The organism is Lachnospira multipara LB2003 (assembly GCF_000702205.1).
GTDB lineage: Bacteria > Bacillota > Clostridia > Lachnospirales > Lachnospiraceae > Lachnospira > Lachnospira multipara_A.
This window is the reverse complement of sequence record NZ_JNKW01000001.1, coordinates 419025-432585: the sequence shown is the minus strand read 5'-3', so window position 1 is coordinate 432585 and position 13561 is coordinate 419025. Positions and strand designations below refer to the sequence as shown.

At 32.2% G+C, this 13561-nt stretch carries 12 protein-coding genes and 1 riboswitch; all 12 genes read left to right on the top strand.

What is annotated here, in order from left to right; translation table 11 throughout:
• Nucleotides 1-11 precede the first annotated feature (11 nt).
• The 12 genes from ruvA (at nucleotide 12) to T537_RS0101965 (ending at nucleotide 13434) form a co-directional block, all read left to right on the top strand.
• Entirely contained in the window at nucleotides 12-620 is a 609-nt protein-coding gene (gene ruvA, locus T537_RS0102025; protein ID WP_031555996.1) for a Holliday junction branch migration protein RuvA, read from the top strand.
• Nucleotides 621-638: 18 nt separating this feature from the next.
• Complete coding sequence (ruvB, locus tag T537_RS0102020) at nucleotides 639-1643, top strand: Holliday junction branch migration DNA helicase RuvB (protein WP_031555993.1); 1005 nt, start codon at nucleotides 639-641, stop codon at nucleotides 1641-1643.
• A 99-nt stretch (nucleotides 1644-1742) separates the two neighbouring features.
• On the top strand, nucleotides 1743-2144 hold the full coding sequence (zapA, locus tag T537_RS0102015; protein WP_031555991.1) for a cell division protein ZapA: 402 nt from the start codon (nucleotides 1743-1745) through the stop codon (nucleotides 2142-2144).
• A gap of 99 nt (nucleotides 2145-2243) precedes the next feature.
• Entirely contained in the window at nucleotides 2244-4796 is a 2553-nt protein-coding gene (locus tag T537_RS12285; RefSeq protein WP_031555988.1) for a U32 family peptidase, read from the top strand.
• Entirely contained in the window at nucleotides 4797-6125 is a 1329-nt protein-coding gene (locus T537_RS0102005) for an FtsW/RodA/SpoVE family cell cycle protein (protein WP_031555985.1), read from the top strand.
• A complete protein-coding gene (locus tag T537_RS0102000) occupies nucleotides 6103-7533 on the top strand; it encodes a peptidoglycan D,D-transpeptidase FtsI family protein (protein ID WP_027438184.1) in 1431 nt (476 codons plus the stop codon). Before T537_RS0102005 ends, T537_RS0102000 begins: the two co-directional genes overlap by 23 nt.
• 135 nt (nucleotides 7534-7668) lie before the next feature.
• A complete protein-coding gene (locus T537_RS0101995; protein WP_027438183.1) occupies nucleotides 7669-8295 on the top strand; it encodes a PilZ domain-containing protein in 627 nt (208 codons plus the stop codon).
• A 65-nt stretch (nucleotides 8296-8360) separates the two neighbouring features.
• Complete coding sequence (locus T537_RS12280; protein WP_051637131.1) at nucleotides 8361-9371, top strand: lytic transglycosylase domain-containing protein; 1011 nt, start codon at nucleotides 8361-8363, stop codon at nucleotides 9369-9371.
• A 100-nt stretch (nucleotides 9372-9471) separates the two neighbouring features.
• The gene (locus T537_RS0101985) at nucleotides 9472-9786 is read left to right on the top strand and encodes a leucine-rich repeat protein (protein WP_031555979.1); all 315 of its coding nucleotides are present in this window, start codon (nucleotides 9472-9474) and stop codon (nucleotides 9784-9786) included.
• Nucleotides 9787-10135: 349 nt separating this feature from the next.
• Nucleotides 10136-10211, top strand: a riboswitch (cyclic di-GMP riboswitch).
• A gap of 316 nt (nucleotides 10212-10527) precedes the next feature.
• Nucleotides 10528-11610 carry a hypothetical protein gene (locus T537_RS0101975; protein WP_031555973.1) on the top strand — a complete coding sequence of 361 codons (1083 nt, stop codon included), beginning with the start codon at nucleotides 10528-10530 and terminating at the stop codon, nucleotides 11608-11610.
• Between the two features lie 111 nt (nucleotides 11611-11721).
• Entirely contained in the window at nucleotides 11722-12498 is a 777-nt protein-coding gene (locus T537_RS0101970) for a hypothetical protein (RefSeq protein WP_031555970.1), read from the top strand.
• Nucleotides 12499-12669: 171 nt separating this feature from the next.
• Entirely contained in the window at nucleotides 12670-13434 is a 765-nt protein-coding gene (locus tag T537_RS0101965; protein WP_031555968.1) for a PBECR4 domain-containing protein, read from the top strand.
• Nucleotides 13435-13561: the final 127 nt, after the last annotated feature.

Here is a 13561-nt window from a genome sequence, read left to right as displayed (position 1 = left end):
GGGAGAAGATTATGTTATCTTATGTTAAGGGAGAATTAGAGGAGATTATTGGAAATACAATAGTGGTAGAGAATAACGGTATTGGAATTAATATTTTTGTTCCAGCAACGGTACTTGAAAGCTTGCCTAGTATTGGTGAGGAAATAAAGGTTTATACTTACCTTTATGTTAGAGAAGATGCTATTAATGTATACGGCTTTTTATCAAGGGATGATTTGAATATCTTTAAGATGCTTATAACAGTCAATGGCATTGGCCCAAAGGGTGCTCTTGGCATTCTTTCTACAATTAGCTGTAATGATTTAAGATATGCTGTACTATCAGATGATGTGGCTACTATAAAAGCTGCACCAGGTATTGGAGCTAAGACAGCTCAAAAGCTTATTATTGAACTTAAGGATAAGATTAAGCTTGAAAGTGAAGAAACAGCATTTATTAACATTAATAAGGCTAAATCTGGCGGGGATGAATTAATGCTTAAAAACGATGCAATTGAAGCATTAGTTGCCCTTGGGTTTGCTCAAAAGGAAGCTATTGGGGCTGTTAAACTTGTGGATATTACAGGTAAAAATTCAGATGAGATTCTTAGTGAGGCCTTAAAAAACCTTACTAATAAATAAATTTAAAGAGGAAAAATAATGGAGAGAAGATTAATTTCTACACAGATAACTGAAGAAGATGTAAAAACAGAAGGCTCTCTACGTCCCCTATATTTGGAAGATTACGTTGGACAGGAGAAGATAAAAAGAAATCTAAAGGTCTATATAGAAGCTGCTAAAGAAAGGGGAGATGCCCTTGATCATTGCCTTTTTTATGGACCTCCAGGACTTGGTAAAACCACTCTTTCTAACATTATCGCCAATGAAATGGGAGTTAATATTAAGGTAACCTCTGGTCCTGCAATTGAAAAACCAGGGGAAATGGCTGCTATTCTTAATAATTTAAGTGAGGGCGATGTGCTTTTTGTTGATGAGATTCATAGACTTAATAGACAGGTAGAAGAAGTACTATATCCTGCTATGGAAGACTTTGAAATTGATATTATGATTGGTAAAGGCGCAACAGCTAGATCCATAAGACTTAAATTACCTAAATTTACCTTGATTGGGGCTACAACAAGAGCTGGTTTACTATCTGCGCCCCTTCGTGATAGATTTGGAGTAATAGGACATCTTGAATATTATAACGAAAGTGAATTGGAGAAAATAATTATTCGAAGCTCTGATAAGCTTGGGGTTAAGATTGATAAGGAGGGTGCTTTTGAACTTGCAAGAAGATCAAGAGGTACACCAAGACTTGCCAATAGATTTTTAAAGCGAGTAAGAGATTTTGCTCAGGTTAAATATGATGGTGTAATAACTAAGGATGTATGCGACTATGCTCTTGATTTATTGGATGTGGATAGAGCAGGCCTTGATAAAAATGACAGACTTATTCTTGAAACAATTATTGATAAGTTTGAGGGCGGACCTGTTGGAATTGATACCCTTGCAGCATCCATTGGTGAAGATGGCAACACCTTAGAAGATGTATATGAGCCATATTTAATACAGAATAATTTTGTTAATAGAACACCAAGGGGTAGGGTTGCAACGAAGAAAGCCTATGATATTCTTGGAAGAAAAATGAACGAGCATTCATAATACTTATTATATAATAAATGTTGATTGTATTTAAAAAATACAGTATAATTATTTTAAGGTAATTGTGAAAATATAAACCCAATATAGGGAGGACTTAATATGGAAGAAAAGCACACTGCACAGGTGGTTATAGGCGGAAAAGTATATACTGTTGGAGGATATGAAAGCGAAGAATATCTTCAAAAAGTTGCATCCTATATTAATAATAAATTAGATGAATTTAGTAAGGAAGATGGCTTTAGTAGATTATCTTCTGATATAAAGTCGACTTTAATTTTTCTAAATATAGCAGATGATTATTTTAAATCTAAGAATTTAGGAGATACAATTAGAGAAGATTTAGAGCGTAAAGATAAGGAAATCTATGATTTAAAGCATGAACTTATAGCTGCGGGAATTAAGCAGGATGCAGCTAATAAAGAGATAGAGAATCTAAAAGAAGAGATAAAAAAATATCAAAAAGAAATTGTACGACTTGAGACAAAAGAAAAAATGCACTAGATGATATTTTTTGTACAAGTATGCTATAATATGCTCACAAGGGGGTTTTAAAAATCCCCTTATATTTTTGTATAAAGTTTTATAAAGGATGATAAATAGATGGATTTTGAATTTAATAATAGATCAAGGGCAGAGGTTTTAGCACCAGCCGGTTCTATTGAAATAGCGAAGGCCGTAATTAATGCAGGAGCAGATGCGGTTTATCTTGGTGGAGATATGTTTGGTGCAAGAGCTTATGCAGGTAACTTAAACAATGAGGAAATGCTTGAAATACTTGATTACGCCCATAAATTTGGAAGAAAGGTGTATTTAACTGTTAATACACTTTTAAAGCAGAATGAAATAGATAATAATTTGATAAATTTTTTAATTCCTTTTTACGAGAATGGACTTGATGCAGTAATTGTACAGGATTTAGGCGTGTTTAACTTAATTCATGAAAATTTTCCTGATTTAGATATTCATGCAAGTACACAAATGACACAGACAGGCCCAAAGGGAAGTAAAATTTTAAGAGAACTTGGAGCTACAAGAGTTGTTACATCAAGAGAGATGAGCCTTTCAGAAATTAGTGAATTACATAAGGAGCTTCCTGACTTAGAAATTGAAAGCTTTGTTCATGGTGCTCTTTGTTATTCATATTCTGGCCAGTGTCTACTTTCATCATTTAATGGTGGTAGAAGCGGAAATAGAGGTAGATGTGCTCAGCCTTGTAGAATGGCCTATGATTGTATGCTTAATGGTCAAACAATTAATAAAAATAACGAAAAATATATCCTAAGTCCAAAGGATATGTGCAGTATTCCTATTTTGCCAGATATAATTGAAGCAGGGGTTTATTCTTTAAAAATCGAAGGTCGAATGAAGAATATTACCTATGCAAGTTATGTTACAAGTATGTATCGTAAGTATTTGGATATGTATTTTGAAAGGGGTAGAGAAGGCTATAAAGTGGATAAAAAAGACATTGATAATTTACTTGATATATATAATCGAGGAATGTTTACCACTGGCTATTACAATAGCACTAAGGGAAGAGAAATGATTTCTCTAAACAGACCAAACCATATGGGGACTAAAGCTCTACGGGTTCTAAAGAATGTATCAGGTAAAATTACATTTAAGGCATTAGAGGATATTAATGCTGGTGATGTCTTTGAAATTGAGGATGGAATAAGCTTTACAAGTGGTAATAATGTCAAAAGAAATGATACATTAGTAGTTAATTTACCTAAGAAATATAAGCTTTTTGAGGGTAGAGTTATTAATAGAATGAATAATGCTAAATTAAAGGCTTTGGTCATGTCAGAATACGTTGATAATCCTCCTAAGATTAAAGTGGATTTAAGCATGTATGTTAGTGTTGGCAGTGAATTAGTCCTTAATGCTAGTATTAAAAATCCAGATTATAACAATAAATACTATGGTAAATTAAAGAATAAAAAGGACACATATTATTCAAATGATTACGAGGATTATGAATATCTAGATGTTAGTTATATAGGGCCTGTAGTTAGCAAAGCTAAGAGTGCAAGCATAACTAAGGAAAGTATATTAAAGGGTATTTGCGCAATGGGAGATACTAATTTTGTCCTTGGAAATGCAGAGATTAATATTGATGGCAATGCTTTTCTTCCTATGGGACAGATTAAACAGGCTAGAAGAGAAGTGTTAAGATTACTTGAAGAAAAGATAAAAAATAATCATAAAAGAACTTATGTTAAACCAGAAATCCTTGATAAAGATGGCTTAACTAAAGATATGGCTTCTAATAGTGAAGATAAAAAGCTAAGCTTGTATTTTAAGGACATAGATTTAAGCAAAAAAATTACAAATTATAGTTTGATTTCAAGGGTTTATATAGATTTTAATGATTTATTTAGCCTTGCTTCTAAATTTAAAGACGATAGTAAACTAAGTGAATATAAAGAAGAAATTAGTAGAATAAAGTCATTTAATACAAAGCTTTATATGGCACTTCCACATGTTTTAAAGACTAGTCATTTGGATACATTTAAGAAATTAATAGACACAGCAATTTATTTAGATGTGGATGGATTTTTAATTAGAAGTTTAGAAGAGCTAGCTTTTATAGATGAATATATTGCTAAATTAGATAGGAGCCTAGATGTAATACTTGATAGTAATATGTATGTGTTTAACACATGGGCTAAGGAAGAATTTTTAAAAATACCATTAAACAAGTTTAAAATAAAGGGATTTAGCGCAGCCCTTGAATTAAATGAAAGGGAATTAAGATCTGTTCTTGATGAATCCTTTGAATTGCCTGTTTTAACAACTGCACCACTTATGATAAGTGAGCAGTGCCCAAAAAGAACCTTTAATGCATGTAATAAGCAAAGGGAAAATTATCTATTAAAAAGCCATAAGGGCAATGATTACGAAATTATGTCAATATGTTCATTTTGTTATATGCAGATGAATTCAAAAAAGATTAATTTACTAGACACAAATGAGTATAAAGACCTTAAAGTTGGCTATTTAAGATTTGATATTGAAAAAGAAAATGATTTAATTGAACTAATAAGACATTTTAAAAAGCTTGAAGATTACAGTTTACTTGATATAATGGATAAATACAATGAAAAACGAATTGTAGAATATGGACATTTTTATAGAGGAGTTGAATAAATGCAATCATTACTTTTCGATTTATCAAAATATGTATTGGCCTTTTTAATGGCATTTTATTGCCTAGCTTCATATGTGGGATATACAACTAAGGAGAAGAAGCGTGGAGGAATTTATTTCTGGCAGTACTGCATTATGTTTTTAATACATTTGCTTTGCTATTGGATGCTTTTTATTGCATATGACGATTATAAATATTTTTACTTGTATTTCATAGAAGTGATGTACTTTATAGTTGTTATAGGGGTTTATAGCCTGCTCTATCCAAAAGCTTCTAAGTTGCTTATTAATAATATGTGCCTTCTTATGATGGTTGGTTTTATTATGATAGCTAGACTTGATTATGATAAGTGTTTAAAACAGTTAACTATAGCTGCAATTTCAACAGTTATCACATTTATAATTCCGGCTTTGTTTAAAAAGGTTAAGACCTTTAGAAATTTTGCATGGGTATATTGCTTTATTGGTATTACACTTTTAATTGTGCTTTTACTTGGAAACACGGTTTTTGGTGCTAATTTAACAATTTCTATTGGTCAGTTTTCAATACAGCCTGCGGAATTTGTAAAAATTTCTTTTGTATTATTTGTTGCTTCTGCATTTAATCAGAGCACAGAATTTAAGAATGTAGTTTATGTAAGTATAGCTGCTGCCGTACATGTACTCTTGCTTGTATGTGCTACAGATCTTGGAGCAGCTTTAATTTTATTTATTGTTTATATGACTATGCTTTATATTGCTACTAAAAAGGGTGGCTACTTGGCTTGCGGATTTTTATCCTTTGGAGTGGCATCTTATTTGGCATATAATTTATTTGGACATGTTAAACAAAGAGTTTTAATATGGCTTGATCCTTGGTCAAGAATAGATGGAACAGGATATCAGATAACACAGAGCTTATTTGCAATTGGAATGGGTTCTTGGTTTGGTTATGGCCTAACTAAGGGAGCACCTGAAAGAATACCAGTTGCAATTAAGGACTTTATGTTCTCTGCCATATCAGAAGAATTTGGTATTATTTTTTCTTTGGCATTAGTACTTGTTTGTCTTAATAACTTAATTCTAATGATGAGTATTGCAAGTAAATGTAATACATTGTTTTATAGATTAGTTGCTGTAGGACTTGGATGTACATATGGCTTCCAGGTTTTTTTAACTGTTGGTGGAGCTGCAAAGCTTATTCCAATGACAGGTGTAACATTGCCATTTGTAAGTTACGGTGGTAGTTCGATTTTAAGTTCACTTGTGATGTTTGCACTAATTAATGCTATGTATAATATGAGACATGATGAAAGAGAGTTAGCAAATGGGAAAGAAAAAAACAAATAAAACGGATAAAAATAAAGAAACTAATAGAATTTCATACGCCTTTATGTTGGTTTTTGGAATTATGATAGTTTACATAGTTGTATTTAATGCCTTTTTAGCAAAAAATATTCTAAATAATCCATACAATTCATTAATTGATTCCCACGTAGATGATGTTATTCGTGGTGATATTCTTGCAAATGATGGTACAGTTCTTGCTACAACAAAAATTGATGCAGCAGGAAATGAGACAAGAGAGTATCCACTAGGAAGCGTTTTTAGTCATGTGGTAGGATTTAACAATAATGGTAGAAGTGGACTTGAACTATCACAAAATTATTATTTATTATCAAAGGCAGAAAATATTTTTACTCAGATTAATGATGATATTGAGGGAACAAAGTATCAGGGTGATGATGTTTATACTACTCTTGATGTTGATTTACAAAAAGCTGCAGTAGAATCCCTTGGAACTAATAAAGGTGCTGTTATAGCTATGGATCCAACTACAGGAAAGATTTTATGTATGGCTTCTTATCCAAACTTTGATCCTAACAGTGCTGTTGAAGATTATAGTACATGGTTAACTTATGATAGCGAAGATTCGGTGCTTGTTAATAGAGCTACACAGGGTCTATATCCGCCAGGATCAACTTTTAAGATACTTACATTACTAGCTTATATGGAACAAAATTCTGACTATGAAGATTTTAGTTTTAGTTGTAGTGGTGGAGTAAATATCACTGGTGGAACAAGAATTAATTGTGCAGGAAATACAGCTCATGGATATGAAACTTTAGTTACAGCTTTTGCAAATTCATGTAACTCAGCTTTTGCTACCATGGGTGTTTCCCTATCAAGAACTGAATATGTAAGTTTAGTTTCTAGATTCCTTTTTAATGAATCTCTAGGAGTTGATTTTACATATAATCAAAGTTCATTTAAGCTAAATGAAAATTCATCAGTAAGTGCTGTGGAGGAAACTGCAATAGGACAGGGTGAAACAATGATAAGTCCATTACACAATTTAATGATTGTTTCATCAATTGCTAATAAAGGGGTTATGGTAAAGCCAAAACTTGTCGATAAAATAGTTGATAGCAATGGTAACACAGTTGTTCCTTACACTACAGAAAATCTTGGTACTATGATGTCACAAACACAGGTAAATTACATAACAAAATGCATGGAACAGGTATGTAAGACAGGTACAGGAACAGCTTTTAGAAACTATGATGTATCAGTAGCAGGAAAAACAGGATCTGCTCAGTATGGAGACGGTTCTGATTATCATTCGTGGTTTGTTGGCTTTGCACCTGCAAATAATCCAAAGATTGCAATTTGCGTTGTACTTGAAGGTGGATATAAAGGTGTAGCATCAGCACAATATGTAGCAAGAGATGTGCTAGATGAATATTTCGGATACTAAAAATATATTAAAATTTGTGCATCTTGCTTCTTGCGATAATACTATGCTAAGAGTATAATACTTATATAAGCGTTACTAATAGTTTAGTGCTTTAAACCGTGAATGATAGATTTGACTTAAAGGGGAGATTTTAGTATGAATTTATCTGAGTTGATTACGGGCAATATGGTAACACTTCAAGTTCCTTTATCGGATAGAGTATGTGAATTCCAGACAAGAATTATAGGGAAGAAGGAAGGCATACTTATTCTAGCTAGTGTTAAAGTGAATGGAAGGGCAGTTAGAATGCCACTTTCAAGGATTAATATCTATTGTCAATTGTTAAATAAACTATATATATGGAAGGGTGTTAAAGTGGACACCTTGCCACTAAGAGGCAGAGTTTATTATAGAATTATGGATACTAACATTGAGAGCGAAGCCTATAATAGACGTGGTGCATATCGTCTTCCTATTGATGAGGTTTTATTATTAGGAGTTTATGATGGCGCGAAACTTTTAGAAACTAATGTATATGTAAAGGACATATCTGAGTCAGGATTTGCATTTATTTCAGACAACGAGTTAAAGACGGGAGATAAGGTAAGACTTTCTTATTCACCAGATGACGAGGAGTTTTTAATGAATGCTTATATAATCAGGTCCACGTATAATAGTGAAACCGGCAAATATAGCTATGGTTGTCAGATGCCAGAGTTTGATGAATTGCTTGGCGGTTTTATTATGAAGGAACAGATAAGACGAAGAAAGATGTTTGCTTAAGAGATAGAGGATAATTTAGAGAGGATAACGAGGGGCTTTCAAAGGCTTAACTTTGGAGGATAAACATGAATGGGATTTATGGAGTAGAAGCACTTGATGGCAATGTCTATCAAGTTAAATATTCAGATGATTCTAACAGTGTCACAGGTGCGTCCTTTGACACTGTTTTTAATGAGATTAATTCACCAGATGAATTAAATGAGATTTTTTCAAAGGCAGCAAGTAACAATAATGTTGATGTGAATTTACTAAAAGCTGTAGCTTATGCAGAATCAGCTTTTGATGCTAATGCCACATCAAGCTGTGGAGCACAGGGCATTATGCAGCTTATGCCTTTTGTATCTAGTGATCTTGGGATATCTAACCCCTACGACCCGGAAGAGAATATTAATGGTGGAGCACAAATTCTTGCTTCCCTTCTTGATAAATACAATGGAAATGTTACCTTAAGTCTTGCGGCATATAATGCAGGTTCTGGAGCAGTGGACAAATACAATGGTGTGCCGCCATATACAGAGACAAATAATTACATAGAAAAAATTAATAATTTATTGTCAAATGCCCTAGATAATGACTCTAGAACATTGGACAATTTAAGTCCTACTGATCTTAAAAATGCCAATGTAGACATTGAAGTGCCAAGTGCTAGTAAATTTACTGAAGCATCTAATAGTAGGCTTAATGAACAGATTCCTAAAAGAACTGCTTCAAGTAGTGATTATTCCTACACTAACAGGTCCCTTAGAAGGGTTTCTATTGATAGAATTTTATTAGAACTTCTAAAAATTTATAGTAGCGATTATAGTACAAATTCGGCTTATAGCAATAAGATAGAAAACATTGCTAATAGATTAGTTAGTTTAATTACAAATGATAAGGATACAAACCTGGCTGAGCTTACTAATGGAAAGGATTATCCTAATATGGATTATGGCTTGTATGGAGATGTTGTTGCCCTTGGTAACAATTTATTTAATAACGCAAAAAGCACTGAAAATACAGATTTGTACGGTCTTTATGAGGCTAGTGCAGCGACTGTTAGTCCAAGGATTGCTAAATTACGTGGCATAAATTAGACGTTGGTGCTTATATAAAGCCATTGCTAAAAGCAAGGCACAAATGAAGGAGCCATCCAAAAAAATGGCAACATGTTTTACATGTAGAAAGAGGGAGGATATGAAACAAGAAAGAATCAAAGTACAATTGTACAACAAAACTTATAAGGAAATTGATATGAGCGATTTCTCAGAAATTCCAGAAGAGCTCTTCTCTAATAGAAGTGATATTGTAAGCGTTTGGTTACCAGATGGAGTTAAGAAAATCGATGCTAATGCATTTGAGAATTGCTTTAGACTTAGTGAAATCTTTTTCCCTAATACTCTTAGAGTTATTGGAAATGAAGCATTTAGAAATTGCGTAAATCTAAAGAAACCTGAGATTTCCGAAAAAGTCGATGTTTCAGAAACAGCATTTGTTGGTTGCAATTTATAATAAATAAAAAGATTTGCGATAATTGTAATAATTATATAAATAAAAAAGCTGGTTATAATGATATGTACCCTCTTTACTGGACAATGTGTAGTTTCAGTAAAGAGGGTTATTTTTGCTTCTTTAACTCTGATTTCTAGTCGACTTTTTAGTTGTTAGAGATGGAGTGATATACATATTTTTACAATAGTAATCTTCTATTTTTAGGATCATTTTAATAATTATATGGGGATTTATGTATATTTTGGCTTTTTCAATATGGGGATTTGTGTATTTTTGAGCTTTATTAATATGGGGATTCCACTCCCTTGACATACACCTTTCATCCCTATATAATGTTTTTGCTAAGTAAATATATAAAAGGTAAAATAAAGGAAACTTTATGACACAAAACTAAAGGGGCTTTAAAATGCCAGCCAGTTGCTATAGATAAAAGTTCGCACATATTTTTATTAACACTAATAGCTTTTTACGTCATGGGTTCATGGCGTTTTTTTTATTTATCTAGTAAATTTATTTTGGTGAAATAAAAACCCACCACTAAGTTTACAAGAAGACTTAGAAAACCCACCACTAAGTTTACAAAAAGTCTAAAAGGCAAAAGCTATATATAACTTTCTATCTTTCACATTCAAAGCCAACTAAATTTTTTAGATATTTCGCAAAATCCACCAAAAAAACTTATATATTTAATGCAGAAAAGAACAAAACAGTTCTTTACAATATAATTACAAGGAGAAATTTATGAGAAAGAAAAAAATAATTACAACACTTTTAATTTCCACACTTGCTTTATCAAGTCTTTTAACAGCATGTGGAACAAAGAAAAATACATCAGAAAATGCAACAGAAGTTGTAACGGAAGCAACTTCTGATACTCTTACAAGTGCAGATGGTTCAAGCGTTGAGGGCGTTGAACTTGAAGGACTTACATTTAATTCTTCGGAAGTTGAAGTAACTGCTGATATGACTACTGCAATTACCAACGCTGGTCTTGATGGCGGTTATACAACAGTCAAGTCATTTGATTTAAATATGACAGATGCTAATAACGAGAAGGTTCAGCCAAATGGAACAGTTTCTATCACTAAGACATTAGATAAGTTAAATGCTCCAGAGGGGTATACAACAGAATATAGAGTTTATTACTACAATCCAGATACAAACACTCTTGAAGCTTGTAACACAACTTATGAAGATAGCACAGTAACTTTTGAAACAACACACTTTAGCGTATATCTGTACTTCTGTGTATGCTTTGATGTTGATAAGGACGTTGTAACTAATGTACTCACAACAGATGATGGTTTAAAGTTTTATACAGCTAGTGAATATGCAACATATATGATTGAACAAGAGGAAAGGAAAGCCGAAGAAGCAGCAGCTAAGGCTCAGGCAGAAGCACAGGCACAGGCTTCAAACTCAAATAGTTCTTCTAATGTAACTACTAACTTAAATGCTAGTAATAATTCTTCATCTAATGAAGTTGCAAATGATACATCAAATTCAGTAGATACAAGTTCTAGTGATACAAGTGGTTCAGATAGTCAGTATATTACAGCTATTCATTTAATTGACGGTCGTGATTTAACAGATAGTTGGAAATTAACATGGGATGAATTAGAGCGTATTCCTAACTATCCACAAATATTCTTTATGAGATATTCAGATGCTACTCCAACAGCTAAGGGTAGGTTTTATGTCTTTAATAAAGATAATACTGTCGCTCGTATGGTTATGGCAAGTAGATTTTTCCCAGAGGATGAAGGCTTTGAAAAAGCAGTAGCTTCTGTGTGGAGATCAGCCTTAGACGATGGAATAGACTAAATATATATTATATATAGCTATCTCTTATGAGGTAGCTATTTTTTTATTATTAATCTTCTATATTTATTATGAGGTAATAATACTCAAAAAATAAATCTTAGGAGGTTAAGTATGATAAAAGCATGGCAATCACAAAAGGACAAAGGTCGAAAGTCATTAGTTCTAGTTACATTTATAATTATGTTATTATTTATAACAATTTCATCTAAGGTAGTTTATGCTCTAAATACGGCAGACGCACGTTTTTATATTAAGATTTATCAAGAGGGCGGAAATGGTTCATATACAATTACTTGGTATGATTCGGATGACAATGAAGCAAATATGCGTAGTGGTACATCGGCAGAAAAAGCTTGGAAGTCCTTAGAAGAAAACGGTAGGGATACTTGGGGTAAGTTGACAGAAGATTTTACTTTCGGAGCTGAAGGTTCTAATGTTTCAAGAACATCTGTAAGTGGAAATTTTACTAGTCATACTCCATATCTTTATATTCAAGTAACTAACCCACCAGAAGGTAAGAGGATTGCAGGTGTTAGGGATGATTCGGGATATATGTCTACATATCAGCCAGATAAGTATTCAATCTTGGTAGATTGTGGTATTTATGAAGGAGACTGGCTTGCTGATAAAAATGCAGGTAGACAACCTACAACAAGAGAAGACAATTCTTATTACAACATCACAATCGTTTGGGAAGATGATCCAGATCAACAAAAGGTTTTAAATGTAAATCCGCTATATTGGACTGGTTCTTCATGGCAGGAATTTACAGATGGCTCATATGGTAATTTTAAAATATCTGATTCAAATGCATGGCAAAGCGATGTGTATATGAACGTTACAAAAGGCTATACTTATTCTATTAATGCTACATTGCTGTTATATTGACAATAAATAGAGAATATGTTATATATTATATATAGACAGGCTCGCTTGCCGAGGGATTCATGCTGGCTGAACCGAGCACTTCCCTGTATAAAAAAGAATCGTGAACGATTGCCAGTGCTAAAGCTCTTAGGTATTTCCTTTGAGCTTTAGTTTTTTTATTATGAGGTTTTTATGGATATAAAAGATATTATTAATGCAGCAAAGTATTTTGAAAAAAGTTTTTTGGAGAGTTTTTATATAGTTGTTACATATAATGGTAATGGCTTTATTTTAATAGCAGAAAAAGAAAACTTCCCTCATTTAATGGGAATTCAAAAGAAAACATATAATTCAAATGGGTATAATAAACCGCAAAGATTATTTAACGACTTAATTAATGGTAAAGAAATAAGTAAAAAGATTATACCAAGAAAAATATCTTCTTCCTCTAAAATGTATTTAAAGGTTAATAACTTTACAGACAACAAAAGTATATTACTAAACAATAAATGTCCAATTATTGTAAAATATCAGTCAGATAAAAATAATTCTAAATTGAATAATGTTGATTTGCTTATTCAAGATTTATATAAGGGATATATGTTAGGGTGGATTTATAATAAAGATGTACCAATTAATAATACTATAAGCATATCTAAATATTGTATTAGCAGTTGGATTGACGAATCATCGGGTTCGCAAACGCAAAAAGAAAAATACCTTCCTAATCAAGATGTGGAATTGATAAGATATGTTCTAGAATTCGATAAAAATTCAGAATTAAAACGTAGAAAAGAATATAAATACAGTAAAATACAGAAAATAAATATACTAGATGCATGTTATCGTAATAATTGTAATTTATTAATTGATAAACAAAATGCTAAAACTTATATTACTTTAGCAAAAAATAATGATATCCTCTGTTCTATTAATAACACAATATATTCAGAATAGTATATAAGGGTTTATGTAAATAAGCCCTTATTTTATTATATATGAACAGGTTTAGAGAAATTTCTTGCTGATACAAATGCTTACTTGACAAGGAAAGAGAAATTTAATACTATCAAAAAGTGAATCG

Coding starts and splice junctions, on each gene's coding strand:
- T537_RS12280 (WP_051637131.1), top strand. CDS start 8,361: ATGAATGGGATTTATGGAGTAGAAGCACTTGATGGCAATGTCTATCAA.
- ruvB (WP_031555993.1), top strand. CDS start 639: ATGGAGAGAAGATTAATTTCTACACAGATAACTGAAGAAGATGTAAAA.
- T537_RS0101995 (WP_027438183.1), top strand. CDS start 7,669: ATGAATTTATCTGAGTTGATTACGGGCAATATGGTAACACTTCAAGTT.
- ruvA (WP_031555996.1), top strand. CDS start 12: ATGTTATCTTATGTTAAGGGAGAATTAGAGGAGATTATTGGAAATACA.
- T537_RS0102005 (WP_031555985.1), top strand. CDS start 4,797: ATGCAATCATTACTTTTCGATTTATCAAAATATGTATTGGCCTTTTTA.
- zapA (WP_031555991.1), top strand. CDS start 1,743: ATGGAAGAAAAGCACACTGCACAGGTGGTTATAGGCGGAAAAGTATAT.
- T537_RS0102000 (WP_027438184.1), top strand. CDS start 6,103: ATGGGAAAGAAAAAAACAAATAAAACGGATAAAAATAAAGAAACTAAT.
- T537_RS0101970 (WP_031555970.1), top strand. CDS start 11,722: ATGATAAAAGCATGGCAATCACAAAAGGACAAAGGTCGAAAGTCATTA.
- T537_RS12285 (WP_031555988.1), top strand. CDS start 2,244: ATGGATTTTGAATTTAATAATAGATCAAGGGCAGAGGTTTTAGCACCA.
- T537_RS0101985 (WP_031555979.1), top strand. CDS start 9,472: ATGAAACAAGAAAGAATCAAAGTACAATTGTACAACAAAACTTATAAG.
- T537_RS0101965 (WP_031555968.1), top strand. CDS start 12,670: ATGGATATAAAAGATATTATTAATGCAGCAAAGTATTTTGAAAAAAGT.
- T537_RS0101975 (WP_031555973.1), top strand. CDS start 10,528: ATGAGAAAGAAAAAAATAATTACAACACTTTTAATTTCCACACTTGCT.